Origin of the sequence: Streptomyces europaeiscabiei (assembly GCF_001550375.1) — a bacterium.
GTDB classification, from domain to species: Bacteria; Actinomycetota; Actinomycetes; order Streptomycetales; family Streptomycetaceae; genus Streptomyces; species Streptomyces europaeiscabiei.
In genome coordinates, this window is sequence record NZ_LRTR01000549.1 from 1 (window position 1) to 14,244 (window position 14,244).

Below are 14,244 nucleotides of genomic sequence, written 5' to 3' on the forward strand. Positions count from 1 at the left end.
CGGGCGGCGCCGGCCGCGGCAGTGGGCGCCGTCGCGGCGGCCGGCCTGGCGACGGTGGGAATCATCGGCGGAATCTTCTCGTACGAGGCTCCCTCGCGCGACGGCTCGGGCCCCGAGGACATCAGGGCCGGGATCCCGGAAGCGGCGGCCGGTGCGAAGACGTCGCCGGTGGCGACCCCGTCCCTCACGGCCTCCACGGCATCCCGGTCCGCGACCGCCTCCACCTCGCCCACGGCGTCCCCGACCGAGAGCCTGGCCACGCCCACCGGCTCCGGCACCCCGACCAAGACCCCGTCCAACAGCGACGCCACCGTCACGGCGGCCCCCGCGCCGCCCCCGACCGCCGGGCAGCCGCCGGTCCTCGGCCTCGGGGATCAGGGGACGGAGGTCACCGAACTCCAGCTCCGCCTGCGCCAGATCGGTTTCTACAACGGTGACGCCGACGGCGACTACGACCCGGAGGTCCAGAGCGCGGTCCGCGGCTACCAGCTCACCCGTGTCCTCCTGGAGGACGAGTCGGGCGTCTACGGCGAGGCGACCCGCACCTCGCTCGAATCGGAGACGTCGGAGCCGTGACCCTGGTCGCGGGGCGGACACCACCGCGACGTGCTCGCCGAACGCACAGGCCGAACGGGCAGCGGTGGCGCGTGCCGTACGGCCGGGCCGGCGGTGGCGGCGAGCGCGACGATGAGTGAGTCGGCGGCCAGGACGAGGACCGAGGCGATCGGTCCGAGCATGGCGGGCAGTCGGCCCGCGCCGAGGGAGGCGAGGGACAGGACGCCCCAGGACAGGGGCATGGCCGCGCCGGTGACGCGGCCCAGGAGTTCGTCGGGGACCAGGACGGTTCGTGTCGTGCTGACGGGCCCGGTGACCGCTCAGCCCTGCGTCAGCAGGTCGAGGTGGCGTCGCGCCTGTTCGGCCGTGCCGCTGTGGGGGAACTGTTCGGCGATCTGCTGCCAGATGTCGCGGGCGCCCTCGATGCCCTCGGGGTCGTCACGGGCTTCGAGGGCCCGGGCGAGGCGCGCCCACTGCTGGGCGTGGCCACCGGAGTGCTCGACGGCGTCCTGGAGGAGGTCGACGGCTTCGTCGAGGCGCCCCTGCCGGAAGGCGACCCAGCCGCAGGCGTCCTCGCACACGGCCATCCGGCTCGGCTCCAGCACCCGGCGCGCACTCTGCAGGGCACCCTCCGCCAGCAGGCGTGCCTCGTCGAGCCGGATGCCCTGCTCCGCGTAGAACATGGCGAGCCGTGCGGTGAGGATGACCAGCGCGGCCCGCAGCGGAGGTTCCTCGTCCGTGCCGCGGAACTCGGTCAGTCGGGCCGCGCAGGCGTCCTGGGCCTCGAGAAGCTCCTGCTCCACCTCCCACGGCTGCTCACGCCCGGCGATCAGATGGGCGATCCACTCGTGGTGCCGGTCGGCGCCCGACTGCCGGGCCGTGCCGCCGATCGAGCGCAGCGCGACGATCGCGTCGTCGCAGCGGCCCAGCAGATCGAGGACGTGGGCCAGCTCCTCGTGCATCCGGGCCTCCAGATCCGGGCTCAGTGAGGCCTCCCGGGTGGCGTCGACCAACTCCTCCCGGGCCCGCTCCAGGAGCCCCGTGCGCTCGTCGCCCTGCGAGGTGTCCGCCTGCCTGCGACGGGTGACGGCCAGTTCCAGACGGGCCAGGTCCCGTTGCTCCCCGGCCGGAAGAAGCTCGATCAACCGCAACAGCGTCTGCTCGGCGAGGTCGTACTGCGCCCGTTGGTCGCGGTACAGCCGCGCCAGGGTGAAGCGGGGATACGCGTACAGGGGCGCCAGCTTCAACGCGTCCCGGCAGTCCCGCACCGCGTCACTCGTCCGCCCCTGCCGTACGTACACCGCCGCGCGCCCCGCCAGGGCACGCGCCCGAGTGGGCAGGTCCGGTGGCTCGGCGGACAACTCCGTCAGCCTCTCCTGGCCCCGGCGCCCCGAACGGTACCGGGGACAGACGGTCTTCGGCGGCCGGTCGAGAACGAGGTCGTACTGTCCGATGGCCTGCCGGTAGCTCGGCCCGGCCGAACCACGGTGGTCCGCGTCGGACAGGGAGTCACCGAGGGCCGCGTGCGCGTCACCCAGCTCGACGTTCCACTGCGGCGGGGTCTCCAGTCCGGCGGGCAGACCCTCGCGGACCGCGCCGGTCAACTCCTCGACCGCCGCCGCCCAGTGCCGGCGCTGTCGGTCGGAGGGTCGGATCAGTCCGGCGAGTTCGCCGTGCAGCAGTCCGATCTCCCTTGCGGCCAGGGAGACTTCGGGCGCGGACGCCCCCGGCGCGCCGCGCAGCGACTCGATCTCGGCCAGCGCCTCCCGCAGCCCGACCTCGTCGAAGTGCTGCTGGGCCTCCCGGGCGTGGGCCCAGGCCCGCGCCCAGCGCAGGGTGAAGGGTTTCTGGCCCGCGCCGCCGGAACCGTCGGACGACGGCCAGTACGCGTCGACGATCCGGCGTACATCCTCCCGGCCGGGCTCAAGGGCCAGCGCCATGCCCGCGAGAGCCCGGGCGGCCGTCCTGTTCTCCCGCCAGAACATCTGGTTGACGGCCAGCAGGAGCCAGGCCTCGGCGTCGTCGGGGTGCTGGTGCGCGGCGACGGTGAACAGGGCGGTGGCCAGTTCGTGCGTGCCGCCGGCGTCCGGTGAGCCGGCCGCGAACAGGCCGACGTCCCTGACGGCGATGTGATGGTTCTGCGGGTCCCGCTGGATCGCCTCCAGACATGCGAAGAGCGCGCCCTCGCGGTGGTGCTTCTGGAGCATGCGGCCCCGCAGCGCGTGCAGCTCGGCCATGTCGGGGGCCCAGCGGATGGCCGTACGGATGTACCGGTCCGCCTTCCCTCGGGCGCGGCGCCCCGGACGGTCGTCCGCGCGCCCGGCCAGCCGGAACCAGCACTCGGACCGCATCGCGATCACATGGGCGATCCGTTCCGTCAACGGCTGTACCGCGGACTCGTCGCCGTCTTCGACCAGTCGGCGGGCCCGTTCGTCGACCAGGTCCCGCTCGGTGCGGCGGAAGAGACGAAGGGCCTCCCGGACCTTGCCGTCCCCCTGCGCCTGAGCCTGCGCCGCCTCCCGTCCCGGTCCCGTCTCCCGTTGCAGCTCGGCCTCCTGCAGCAGCAGGGTCACCGCGAGCCAGTACGAGGCGAGCGCGCCGTCCATGGGATGGCCGCCGACGGACTGCCGCAGGGCGCTGCGGGCCGACTGAGCGGCCTGGTCGAGCAGTTCGGCCCGTTTCGGGGCGTCGACGTCCGGGTGCTCGGCCTGTTCGAGGGCGGCTCGGGCGAGTTGGATACGGGCGGGGGCGAGGGTCGGGTCCAGGGCGACCGCCTTCTGCCACATCAGCGTGGCCGCGCTGCGCACCACGGTGGACGCCCGGAGCCCGATGTCGGTGCGGATCCGACGCTGCTCACGGTAGACGAGCCCGAGGTTGTGGTACGCGGCCGCGTAGCCGGGGCTGTGCGAGAGGGCCGCGCGGAAGTGCTCCTCCGCCGCGTCGAGATGATGCAGCAGCCCCTCCCGCTGGAACCGCTGGTAGCTCTCCAGACCGTCCACGAGGCGCTGGAAACTGTCGACGTCGGCACCCGACTCGCCGGCCCCCGGCCGTTCCAGTTCGATGCGGTGGGCCAGCTCGCGGGCGAGCGACGCGCTGGCCCGGCGCACATCAGCGGCGGCGATGTCCGTCTGCGCCGACCAGGTGCGGCCGCCGTGGCCGGACTGTGAGGCGACGACACGCAGGACTCCGTCCGTCTCCACCAGCGAACCCTGGAGGGTGCGGCCGAACGTACGTTCCACGAGGGTGAGCAGGGTGCCGACCTGGAGCTGGAGCGGACCCAGGGCGACCGTGCCGATCTCCGTCTCCTTGATGTCCCCATGGAGCCCGGTCGCCGCGACACCGGACTTGAACGGCACCCGCGCGGACGACCGCAGCACCATCTCGCCCCGCTCCCCGGCCGGGTTGAGAACATCGGCGGGCGTGATGAACGGCTCCTGCCTGACCAGCTCCGAGATCCGCTCGATCTCGCTGTGCAGCAACTCGGCGAAGCCCGCCGCGACCTTGTCCAGCTCGCCGACGTCGTCCCCGGCGACCAGGTTCTTGAACGAGAGGATGCGGACGGGGCGCGAACCGCGTCGGCTGACCGCCAGCAGGACCAGGACCACGGCCACGACGAGCGCGACCCACTCCGCCGGGGACCAGTTCCCGGACAGGTCGTGGACCACGCCGGTCACGGCGAGCGCGATCAGCGCGGCGGCGATCGGCAGGAAGGCCGCGTTGGCACTGAGGGCGGCCTTGAGGAGCCGGGCGATGCGCCGCCCCCGACGCGCTCCGGCCGGTGGCCACGACCACGCGACGCGGCCGGTCTCCCGGACGAGATGCTTGAGCGAGGACATGACCACGCGCCCTTCTGCCGGCGCCCACTGTCCGTCACCCCTCCTCGTTCCAGCCTGCGCCCGGAACACCGTGGCGGCAATTCCGGGCCCCTCGCCCGGACCCGGGCCCCGCGTCAGACCCGGTCCGCCACGATCAGCAGGTACTGGAAACTGCCGTTCTCGTACGCGGTGATGAAGGTGTCCTCGATGCCGGTGACGAGGTGGTCGGCCTGTTTGCGCAGTTCCCAATAGGGGAGGGCGGCGGGGGTCAGGTCCATGACGTGGACGGGGACGAGGCGGTTGCGGGCCAGGGCGCGGAAGTACTCGGAGCGGGGGTGGATGTCGCAGATGTAGTGGGCGTTGATGAGGGACACCTCGCGGGAGGCCCGACCGTAGGTGTCGTTGTAGCAGCCGGTGACGGTGACGTAGCGGCCGCCGCGGCGCAGCAGCCGGGCGTGCTCGGCGAAGAGCAGGTCCAACTCGACGTACATCGTGGACTCGTTGTTCCAGGAGGCCGCGTACGCCCCGGAGGACAGGCCCGTGTCGAGCATGTTGCGGTGGTGGTAGCGGACCCGGTCGTCGATGCCCCGCCCCCGGGCCTGCTCGTTCGCGAACTCGGCCTGCTTGCGGGAGATCGTGACACCGTCGGCCTGGCAGCCGTACCGCAGATGGGCCACCACACTGCCGCCGCCGCGCCCACAGCCGGCGTCGAAGACACGGTCGGCGGGGGAGAGCGGGCCGAGGTGGCGGGCCAGCAGTTCGGCCTGGGCCTGCTCCAGGCGGTGCAGTTCGGCGGTGATGCGCGCGCGGCGGCGCGCCGGATCGGGGTCGTCGTCCAGGACGGACCAGTCCGCGTCGCCGATGCCGTAGTGATGGTGGTACAGGTCGTCGATCCTGCCGAGTTCGAGGTTGACGGGGTTCTCCTCGGCGTTCCAGTAGTCCGCGACGCGGTCCTGGTACACGGACTGGGCCGGGGAGGGCGCCGGGGACTGGGCCGGCGGCGGTGCGGCGGTCGCGCTGAGGGCGTCGATGATGGTCAACGGTGGCTCCTCCGGTGGTGTCGGGCGTCGGCCGTGTCGGGGCGTTACCAGTAGTCGGGCAGGCTGTAGCGGTCGGTGTTGGTGGCGTGCCACTCGTGGTTGCCGGCCACCCAGGCGGCGAGACCGGCGGCGTAGCGCTCGATCAGCGGCGAGGTCGCGGACAGGGCCGCGGACTCCTCCTCGAACGCCTCCATGATCCGGTTGTGGATCTCGACGGCCTCCAGATAGGCGGCCTTCAGCCCGCACCGCTCGTTGGCGGCGATCACCATGGGCAGATTCAGATGGTCGGGGTCGTTCGACATCTCCTTGGTGAAGGAGTACAGGTCGTTGACGATCGTGGCCGCGTTCCCGGCCAGCGCGGTGATCCGCTGGACCTCGGGCCGGGCGTGGACGGCCTCCGGCAGCTCCCAGCCGTCCACGGCGTCGACGACCGCGAGACAGGGCCGGAAGTTGTTGAACTGCCGCATCACCAGGTACTCCCACACCTGTGGCATGTGGCCGGTCTCGGCCCACGCGGCCTCGCCGAGATAGCCCAGGTGCAGCCGTGCCAGATCGTGGACGAGCCGGTCGGTCTGGCTGGGCGTGGCGAGCACGGCGTAGTCCCGCAGCGCGTGGTGGTAGGACCGCAGCGGCCCGTCGGCCCGGACGCCGCCGCCCCACCGCTTCTCCATCTCCGGGGTGCTGTGGAGCGGGTCGAGCGCCGACTGGGCCATCACCAGCCGGCCGCCGAGACCGCGCGGGGAGCCGCCCTTGCCCTCGTCGACCTCGCAGTAGAGGTTGTCGACCAGGTTCTCGGCGAGCAGCAGCTTCCCGGCAGCGGTGAGGTGTTCCGGTCCCGCCCCGCCCGGATACGCGAGCACGATCGCCCGGCCCATCCCGAACCCCGCGAACTGCCCCTTCCACTCCCGGGGGAACAGGTCCAGCCGCTCCGCCCAGGCCTCCAGCCTGCGGTCGACCTCCGCGACCTTCGCCGGGTCGGCGGGAGCGGCGGGCCGGTACCGCAGCCCGGGGACCGCGCCCTCGCGCCGGTCCCGCCGGGAACGAGCGATACTCGGCGGCCCCGGCAGCCGGGTACCGGAGGGGGTGTCCGCCACCGACGACTCGCTCATTCCGGCATCCGCCCGATCTGCACGTTCTCCAGGATCCCGGCCGCGTCGGGCACCAGTACGGCCAACGAGTGGTACGCGGTGACCAGATAGCTCATGATCGCGGTGGTGTCGATGCCCATGAACCGCACGTTCAGCGAGGGCTCGTACTCCTCCGGGATGCCCGTCTGGTGCAGCCCGACGACCCCCTGGTCCTTCTCGCCGGTGCGCAGCGCGATGATGCTCGTGGTGTGCTGCGGGCTGATCGGGATCTTGCTGCACGGGAAGAGCGGAACCCCGCGCCACGCGGGTACCTCGTGACCGTCGACGTTCACCGTGCCGGGCACCAGACCGCGCCGGTTGCACTGGCGGAAGAAGGCCGCGATCGCCTTCGGATGGGCGAGATACAGCCGGGTCTTGCGGCGCATGGAAAGCAGCTCGTCCATGTCGTCCGGGGTCGGCGGCCCGGAGAAGGTGCTGATGCGCTGGCCGTAGTCGATGCTGTGCAGCAGCCCGAACTCGCGGTTGTTGACCAGCTCCCACTCCTGGCGTTCGCGGATCTCCTCGATGGTCAGGCGGAGTTGCTGTTCGGTCTGGTTCATCGGGTTGTTGTAGAGGTCCGCGACCCGGGTGTGGACGCGCAACACCGTCTGGGTGAGGGAGAGTTCGTACTCGCGCGGCGCGAGGTCGTAGTCGACGAAGCCGCCCGGCAGCGTCAACTCGCCCACATGTCCGGCCTCCAGGGGCACATCGGCCTCGCCCTTGCGGTTCACGGGCATGCGCTGCCGCTCGGCGAAGGCCTCGAACTGGGCGGCGAGGGACGGCGAGCGCTCGACGAACGCCATCAGCACGTCCCAGTTGAGCGCCAGCACGACGCCCGCCGTGTCGGCCCGCACCGAGCTGAGCCACAGCGGGTCGGCGTGGCCGATGGCCTCGTCGCCCAGACCGTCGCCGTCGCTGATGATGCCGAGGACCTCCTCCTCGCCGTACTTGCCGGTGGTGTAGCGCGTGAACCGGCCGTGCACCACGAGGTACGCCTCGGTCACCGGCTGCCCGGCGTCCACCAGCACCTGGCCGGCGCGTACCTCACGCACCCGGAACCGGGAGGAGATCTCCCGCAGGGCCGCGAGGTCGGAGTAGCCGCGCAGTGCGGGGAGTTCGGTGAGGGTCTGCGGGATGACCTTGACGTCGTCGGCGCCGTTCTGGTCGAACTGCACCCGGCCCCGGCCGATGCGCAGCTGGAGACGGCGGTTGACCCGGTAGGTGCCGCCCTTGACGTCCACCCACGGCAGCATCTTGAGCAGCCACCGCGAGGTGATGGCCTGCATCTGCGGTGCGGACTTGGTGGTCGTCGCGAGCTGCCGCGCGGCCCGGGTGCTGAGGCTGGTGAACTGCGGTTCGTCGGCGGGTTCCGGTGCGCTTTCGGAGGAGCTTACGGGGGCGGTCACATTCCCTCCCGATCGGTGAGCGGATGTGCGTGGACGTGCGGGGGCGTACGGGGCCGCGCCTGGACACGGACGGACGCCGGGTGCTGTCGGGACACGGAACTCGGGTGGCGCGCTTACGACGTGGTCGTGGGCGGATTCCGAGGCGACGGCCGCCGGAAGGCGGCTGTGAGGCGACACGTGCGGATGGGTGGTACGTGTCGCGGATACAGCCAAACAGGTGGGACGGCCGGTCGGGCACCGCGTGAAAGGGGCGACTTCGCATCCTGGGGATGCGGAAACCGCCGACTGAGGCAGGCAGCCGACGGCCATGTGCTCGCGCGCCCCTCGCTCGCCTCCCACGACCGGCGCGGAGGGCGCACACTGTCACGCACACGGAGAATGCCACGCACGCGCACACTGCCACGCACGCGAAGGGGGCCGCCCGTAGGCGGCCCCTGATCGGCGGCGATTCACCGGCGTGGCGTTCTCGGGTGATTCACCAGCGCGGCAGTCGCAGCTCGTACCCCGGTTCGATCCGGCGCATGTACCCGGTGTCGTCCCGCGAACGCATGCCGGAGTCGACATACCGCCGGTGCAGCCGGTCCAGAGCGTCGTGGTCCAGCTCCACACCCAGCCCCGGCCCCGTCGGGACCGCGACCTCCCCGTCGCGGATCTCCAGCACCCCGGGGACGATCACGTCGTCGGCGGAGTTCCACGGATAGTGCGTGTCGCAGGAGTGGTCGAGGTTGGGGATGGCCGCCGCGACATGGGTCATCGCGGCCAGGCTGATGCCCAGGTGCGAGTTGGAGTGCATGGACAGGGCGAGCCCGAACGCCTCGCAGACGGCGGCCAGTTCACGGGTGCGACGCAGCCCGCCCCAGTAGTGGTGGTCGGTGAGCAGCACCTGGATCGCGTCCTGCTCGACCGCCGGCTTCAGATGCTCCCAGGCGACCACGCACATATTGGTGGCGAGCGGCATCGGCGAGTCCTTCGCCACCTGCGCCATACCGGCAATGGTGGCGGTCGGATCCTCCAGGTACTCCAGCACGCCGTCCAGTCGGCGGGCGACGTACCCGGAGGTCTCCACCGTCCAGGCCGTGTTGGGGTCCAGCCGCAGCGGCTGCCCGGGGAAGGCCTCCGCGAGGGCCTCGACGGCGGCGATCTCCTCGTCCGGCGGGAAGACACCGCCCTTGAGCTTGAACGACCGGAACCCGTACCGCTGTTGCATCAGCCGCGCCTGCTCGACGACACCGGCCGGGTCCAGGGCCTCGCCCCAGTCGTCGCCGACCGCCGGGCGGCCGTCGAGGGCGGGGTGTTCGGCCCACTTGTAGAACAGGTACGCGGCGAAGGGCACGGAGTCGCGGACCCGGCCACCGAGCAGATCGCTGACCGGGCGGCCGAGCAGTTTGCCCTGCGCGTCGAGACAGGCCACCTCGACCGCCGAGGTGGTCCAGCCGCGTTCGTGGGAGCCGGGCACGGTCGGCAGCAGCACGGCGTCGATCGCGGCGGCGACTGCGGTCGTGTCGAAGACGTCCAGGCCGACCACGGCCTTCGCGGCGGCGCCGAGTCGCTCCAGCCGGACGGTGCCGCCCGTCGACTCGCCGAGCCCCACCGTCCCGTCCTCCAGGACGAGTTGGAGCACGGTCCGCAGCGCGAGCGGCTCGTGGACGCCGACCGAGTTGAGCAGCGGCGGGTCGCGGAAGGCGATCGGGGTGACGATCAGCTCCCGGATCCTGGTCCCCGGTGTGCCGGTGCGGTTCTCGGTCACGCGCCCACCACCTCCAGGCCGTGGTCGATGAGCTTCGCCAGCCGGGCGATGTGCTCCGGGGTCGGGTCGAGGAGGGGGGCCCGTACACCGCCGACGTCCAGGCCGCGCAGGGTCACCCCGGCCTTGACCAGGGCCACGGCGTATCCGGGCATCTCCTCGCGCAGTTCGACGAGCGGACCGTAGAACTCGTCGAGGAGCGTGGCGACCAGCGCCTCGTCGTCCTCGGCCAGCGCCCGATGGAAGGCGAGGGCGATCTCCGGGGCGAAGGCGAACACGGCGGAGGAGTACAGGCCGACTCCGATGCCCTGGTAGGCGGGCGCGGTCATCTCGGCGGTGGGCAGTCCGTTGAAGAACTGGAAGCCCTCCGTGCCCGGCACGGCCCGGACCGCGCGCACGATCCGGTGCATCCTCTCGATGTCCCCGATGCCGTCCTTGAGGCCGACGACCCCGGGCAGGGCGGCGATCTCGGCGGCGGTGTCCGGGGTCAGGCGGGCGGTGCCGCGCTGGTAGAAGACGACCGGCAGGCCGGTGGCGGCCGTGACCTCCCTGACGTACCGCACCAGGCCCTGCTGCGGCGCGCTCACCAGATACGGCGGCAGCAGCAGGATGCCGTCGGCGCCGGCGCGTTCGATCCGGGCGGCCTGGTCGCGGGCGACCGGGGGCGGGCCTCCGGCGGCGGCCAGTACGGGAACCCGCCCGGCCGTCGTCGCCACGGCGACCCGCGTGGCCCGCTCGATCTCCTCGGGCGTCAGCGCGTGGAACTCACCGGTGCCGCAGGCGACGAACACGCCTCCGGCACCGGCCGCGACCCCGGCCTCGATGTGCTGTGCGAGCCGTTCCTCGTCCACCGAACCGCCCGAGGCGAACGGTGTGACCGGGAAGAACAGCACTCCTTGGAACTTCATGTATCCCTCGTATTGCCGGTGGGGGGTCAGCCCTTGGTGGCCCCGGCGGCGATGCCGGTGACCAGCGAGCGCTGAAGGAGCAGGTAGACGACAAGGCTGGGCACGAGTGCGATGACCGCGCCGGCGAGGACGACGCCCGAGCCGACCTCGGGGTCGGTCCGCAGGATGGAGAGGGCCACGGTGACCGTGTAGTCGGTCGGGTCCTTGGCGGCGATCAACGGCAGCAGGTACTGGTCCCAGATCATGATGAAGCCGAGCACCCCGGCCACGCCGAGCGCGGGCCTGCACAGCGGCAGGACGACCTGCCACAGCATCCTCAGCTCGCCCACGCCGTCGAGGCGGGCGGCCTCCTCGATCTCGCTGGGTATGTCCTTCATGAACTCGGTCAGCAGCATCACCGAGAAGCCCCAGGCGCCGAGCGGCAGGATGACGCCCCAGACGGTGCCCTTCAGATCGATGCCGACCACCGGGACATGGCCGAGGACCAGGGACAGCGGGATGGCGATGACCTCCTCGGGCAGCATCATCGTCAGCATGAACAGGGTCATGATCAGCGCCTGACCGCGGAACCGGTGCCGGGCCAGCGCGTACGCGGCGAGCACGCACACCGCGAGCTGCAGGAGCAGTCCGCCGCCCGCGATGACGAGCGAGTTGGTGAAGTAGTCCCAGATGCCGCGCTCCCCGGCCACCCGGAAGTTCAGCAGCGTGCTGTCGTGCGGGAGGAAGGTCAGCGACGAGCCGCTGGGGTGGGTGCTGAGGGCGCCGGAGACGATCGTCAGGAAGGGCGCGGCGAAGACGCCGAGCGCGATCGCGCACAGCAGGATCCGCAAGGCCCAGGAGACGCCGGGCTTGTCGTTCCAGCCGAGCGCGGTGTCGAAACGGGCGGGCGTCGTACGGGCCGGCTTGCCGGACCGTACGGACGGGGTGGCGGTGACCTGGTCGGACGGGGTCCGGACGGGGTCGAGGGCGGGTGCGCTCATCGCAGGTCTCCCCTCTTGCGGAAGTGGTTGACGCAGACGGTGAGCAGCAGCGTCACCGCGAGCAGGACGACGGAGGCCGCCGACGCGCCGCCGATGTCGTTGCGGGTGAAGCCGAGGGTGTAGGCGCGGGTCATCCACACCTCGGTGGACCCGGCGGGGCCGCCGCCCGTGAGGACGTACACCTCGGTGAAGACACGCAGACCACGGATGGCGGCCAGCGTGAGGACGATCCCGATGGCCGGGCGGATCGCCGGCAGGGTGACGTACCGCAGCCGCTGCCACAGCGAGACGCCGTCCATCGCGGCGGCCTCGTACAACGTGCGGTCCACGCCCGCGAGTCCGGCGAGGATGATCACCATGTTGTAGGGGGCGGCCATCCAGACGCCCATGACCATCGTCGCCCAGAGCGCGGTGTCGGGGTTGTCGAGGAAGGGTGTCGGGCCGAGGCCGAGGACGCCGAGGGCACTGTTCACGAGGCCGTCGGAGGTCGGGTAGTACATCAGCCGCCACAGCTCACCGACCACGGCGGTCGCGGTGACGACCGGCAGGAAGACGGCCGTGCGGATGATCTTCAGCGAGCGGGCCTGGCCCTCCAGGAGCAGGGCCAGGAAGAAGCCGACGACGATCGCGCCGAGCGACTGCCCTATGCCGAGGAGGAGGGTGTGGCCGACCGCGTCCTGGAAGCGGTGGTCGGTCAGGACCCGCGTGTAGTTGTCGAGGCCGACCCACTGGTCGCCGAGGAACGGCCGTACGTCGAAGAAGCTGAGCCAGATGCCCTTGCCCATCGGCACGAACTTGAAGACGAGGGCGAGCAGCAGGCCGGGGGCCAGGAACAGCCAGGGGAGGACGGCCTTCTTGGCGAAGACCCGCCTGATGAGCGCTCTGCGCCGGTCCGGCGCGATGGTGGTCGCGGTGGTCGCGGTCATTTCAACAGGTCCTGGTCCTTGAGGTCACCGGCGAGGGTGTCGTTGAGTTCCTTGAGGCCGGTGCCGACGTCGCTGCCGCAGTAGGTGAAGACGGCGTTGAGGGCGTCGGCGGTGTCCTGCTTGATCGGTGCGAAGTCGGGTGCGTTGGGGAACTGCTCGGAGGCGTCCTCGTACGCCTTCTGTACGACGCTCCAGCGCGGGTCGTCGCGCACCTGGGCCGCGTCGAGCGTTGCGTTGACGGGGATGCGGACCACTGGCTGGTTCTTGCCCGTCATGGCGAGCTTCTGGCCCTCGGGGGAGATCAGGAAGGCGGCGAGGGCCTGTTCCTGCTTCGTCTTGCCGGTCCTGGCCCCGAAGTAGACGTTCTCGCCGTCGGCGAGCACGGTGGACCCGGCCGGGCCCGCGGGGAACGGGACCACCGCGTACTTGTCCTTGCCGGGTGTGGCGTCGTAGGTGGCGATGTTGTACGGGCCGGTGAGGTACATCCCGGCGTTGCCGTCCTGGAAGTTGGTGGCCGTGCCGGTGACGGCGCTGATGGCGCCGGGCTGGATGACACCGTTGTCACCACAGAAGAGGTTGTCCTTCATCCAGGTGACGGTCCGCACGGCGGCGGCCGAGTCCATGGCGGGGCGGTAGCCCTTGCCGTCCGGCTCGATGATCTTCGCGCCACCGGACCAGAGGAAGCTGGCGCCCCACCAGGCGGCGTAGCCGTTCTGGGCGCTGCCCGGGACGACCATGCCGTAGGTGTCCTTCCTGCCGTCGCCGTCCGGGTCGCGGTCGGCGAAGGCCTTCGCGACGCCGAGCATCTCCGCCCAGGTCGTGGGCGCCTGGAGCCCGAGCTTCTTCAGCCAGTCCTTGCGGATCATCAGGGTCTGGGCCTGACGGGAGTACGGGATGCCGTAGTGTTCGCCGTCGATGCCCACGGTGGAGGCCCAGGTCCTGTCGGTGATCTGGTCGTGGCCCTCGATCGCGGCCGGATCGATCGGCTTGAGCAGGCCCTGGCTCTGGTAGCTGCCCATCAGTGCCGTGTCGTTGATCATCACGTCGGGGAGGTCCCTGGTGGACGCCCGGCTCTGGAGCTGTTGGTCGAAGTTGATGACCGGCTGGTAGTCGATCCGGATGCCGGTCTTCTCGGTGAAGGCGGCGAACACCCGCTCGTACGTGGCGGCCGGGTCCGGATTGCTGCGGGTCCAGACCTCCAGCGTGTTCGGGTCACCGCCTCCGGCGCTGTCGGACTTTGATCCGCAGGCTGCCGCCCCGAACGCGAGACCCGCGACGGTGATCATGGCGGCCAGGCGGCGACTTCGTCGGCGAACGCCCATGGGCACACTCCGTTGTCCTCCGGGTTGTTCACCCGGCTGTTCATATCCATGAACTCACTTCACGGATCTAAATGATCGGCCAAGCTACGGAGCGTTTCGTTCGCATGTCAAGACATGAGTGGGAGATTTCACCGGTGTCACACCTGGCGCTCGCGGGATCCTGTCAGGCATCCGCGGACATGAGATCTGGAGGTGTTGCGCCGTGACCGATCGCACGGCACCCGGTGCCCTGGCGGCGCGGCTCACCGGCCGCCCGGCGACCGGTGAACGCCGGCTGTCCGCAACGCTCGCCGAAGTCACCCTCGACGACGGCCGGGTGGTGCTCGTCAAGCTGGGCGACGGCCCCGGCGCGGCCCGGGCCGAGGCGGCCGGACTGCGCTGGCTCGCCGAGGCGCACACGGTCCGCGTGCCGACGGTGTAC

At 71.3% G+C, this 14,244-nt stretch carries 11 protein-coding genes and 1 pseudogene; 2 read left to right on the forward strand and 10 right to left on the reverse strand.

The window, feature by feature from the left end; genetic code table 11:
- The coding region (locus AWZ10_RS26965) for a peptidoglycan-binding domain-containing protein (RefSeq protein WP_060892255.1) at nt 1-576 on the forward strand (576 nt) is incomplete at its 5' end.
- Here the strand turns inward: AWZ10_RS26965 and AWZ10_RS51610 are convergent.
- From AWZ10_RS51610 to AWZ10_RS27010, 10 genes are all read right to left on the reverse strand, one after another.
- Nucleotides 525-797, reverse strand: a complete 273-nt coding sequence (locus AWZ10_RS51610) for a hypothetical protein (protein ID WP_159058347.1) — start codon at nt 795-797, stop codon at nt 525-527. The two genes, AWZ10_RS26965 and AWZ10_RS51610, sit on opposite strands and share 52 nt — an antisense overlap.
- A gap of 78 nt (nt 798-875) precedes the next feature.
- Nucleotides 876-4,391, reverse strand: coding sequence for a tetratricopeptide repeat protein (locus AWZ10_RS26970; RefSeq protein WP_060892263.1), 3,516 nt, complete (start codon nt 4,389-4,391; stop codon nt 876-878).
- 113 nt (nt 4,392-4,504) lie between these two features.
- The gene (locus AWZ10_RS26975; RefSeq protein WP_425264508.1) at nt 4,505-5,404 is read right to left on the reverse strand and encodes a geranyl diphosphate 2-C-methyltransferase; all 900 of its coding nucleotides are present in this window, start codon (nt 5,402-5,404) and stop codon (nt 4,505-4,507) included.
- A gap of 50 nt (nt 5,405-5,454) precedes the next feature.
- Nucleotides 5,455-6,519 (reverse strand): family 2 encapsulin nanocompartment cargo protein terpene cyclase, encoded by a 1,065-nt coding sequence (locus AWZ10_RS26980; RefSeq protein WP_060892256.1) that lies wholly within the window; start codon nt 6,517-6,519, stop codon nt 5,455-5,457.
- On the reverse strand, nt 6,516-7,943 hold the full coding sequence (locus tag AWZ10_RS26985) for a family 2B encapsulin nanocompartment shell protein (protein WP_060892257.1): 1,428 nt from the start codon (nt 7,941-7,943) through the stop codon (nt 6,516-6,518). The genes AWZ10_RS26980 and AWZ10_RS26985 overlap by 4 nt, the downstream gene beginning before the upstream one ends.
- 475 nt (nt 7,944-8,418) lie before the next feature.
- The gene (locus tag AWZ10_RS26990) at nt 8,419-9,690 is read right to left on the reverse strand and encodes a glucarate dehydratase family protein (RefSeq protein ID WP_060892258.1); all 1,272 of its coding nucleotides are present in this window, start codon (nt 9,688-9,690) and stop codon (nt 8,419-8,421) included.
- On the reverse strand, nt 9,687-10,595 hold the full coding sequence (locus AWZ10_RS26995; protein WP_060892259.1) for a 5-dehydro-4-deoxyglucarate dehydratase: 909 nt from the start codon (nt 10,593-10,595) through the stop codon (nt 9,687-9,689). Before AWZ10_RS26995 ends, AWZ10_RS26990 begins: the two co-directional genes overlap by 4 nt.
- A 26-nt stretch (nt 10,596-10,621) precedes the next feature.
- A complete protein-coding gene (locus AWZ10_RS27000; protein ID WP_060892260.1) occupies nt 10,622-11,575 on the reverse strand; it encodes a carbohydrate ABC transporter permease in 954 nt (317 codons plus the stop codon).
- Nucleotides 11,572-12,501: a carbohydrate ABC transporter permease gene (locus AWZ10_RS27005; RefSeq protein ID WP_060892261.1), complete on the reverse strand. Its 930-nt coding sequence runs from the start codon at nt 12,499-12,501 to the stop codon at nt 11,572-11,574. The genes AWZ10_RS27000 and AWZ10_RS27005 overlap by 4 nt, the downstream gene beginning before the upstream one ends.
- Nucleotides 12,498-13,823, reverse strand: coding sequence for a sugar ABC transporter substrate-binding protein (locus tag AWZ10_RS27010; RefSeq protein WP_060892262.1), 1,326 nt, complete (start codon nt 13,821-13,823; stop codon nt 12,498-12,500). Before AWZ10_RS27010 ends, AWZ10_RS27005 begins: the two co-directional genes overlap by 4 nt.
- 202 nt (nt 13,824-14,025) lie before the next feature.
- Here AWZ10_RS27010 and AWZ10_RS27015 point away from each other — a divergent pair.
- A pseudogene (locus AWZ10_RS27015) lies at nt 14,026-14,244 on the forward strand (fructosamine kinase family protein); the annotation flags it as partial.

Coding starts and splice junctions, on each gene's coding strand:
- AWZ10_RS51610 (WP_159058347.1), bottom strand. CDS start 797: ATGCCCCTGTCCTGGGGCGTCCTGTCCCTCGCCTCCCTCGGCGCGGGC.
- AWZ10_RS26970 (WP_060892263.1), bottom strand. CDS start 4,391: ATGTCCTCGCTCAAGCATCTCGTCCGGGAGACCGGCCGCGTCGCGTGG.
- AWZ10_RS26980 (WP_060892256.1), bottom strand. CDS start 6,519: ATGAGCGAGTCGTCGGTGGCGGACACCCCCTCCGGTACCCGGCTGCCG.
- AWZ10_RS26995 (WP_060892259.1), bottom strand. CDS start 10,595: ATGAAGTTCCAAGGAGTGCTGTTCTTCCCGGTCACACCGTTCGCCTCG.
- AWZ10_RS27000 (WP_060892260.1), bottom strand. CDS start 11,575: ATGAGCGCACCCGCCCTCGACCCCGTCCGGACCCCGTCCGACCAGGTC.
- AWZ10_RS27005 (WP_060892261.1), bottom strand. CDS start 12,501: ATGACCGCGACCACCGCGACCACCATCGCGCCGGACCGGCGCAGAGCG.
- AWZ10_RS27010 (WP_060892262.1), bottom strand. CDS start 13,823: ATGGGCGTTCGCCGACGAAGTCGCCGCCTGGCCGCCATGATCACCGTC.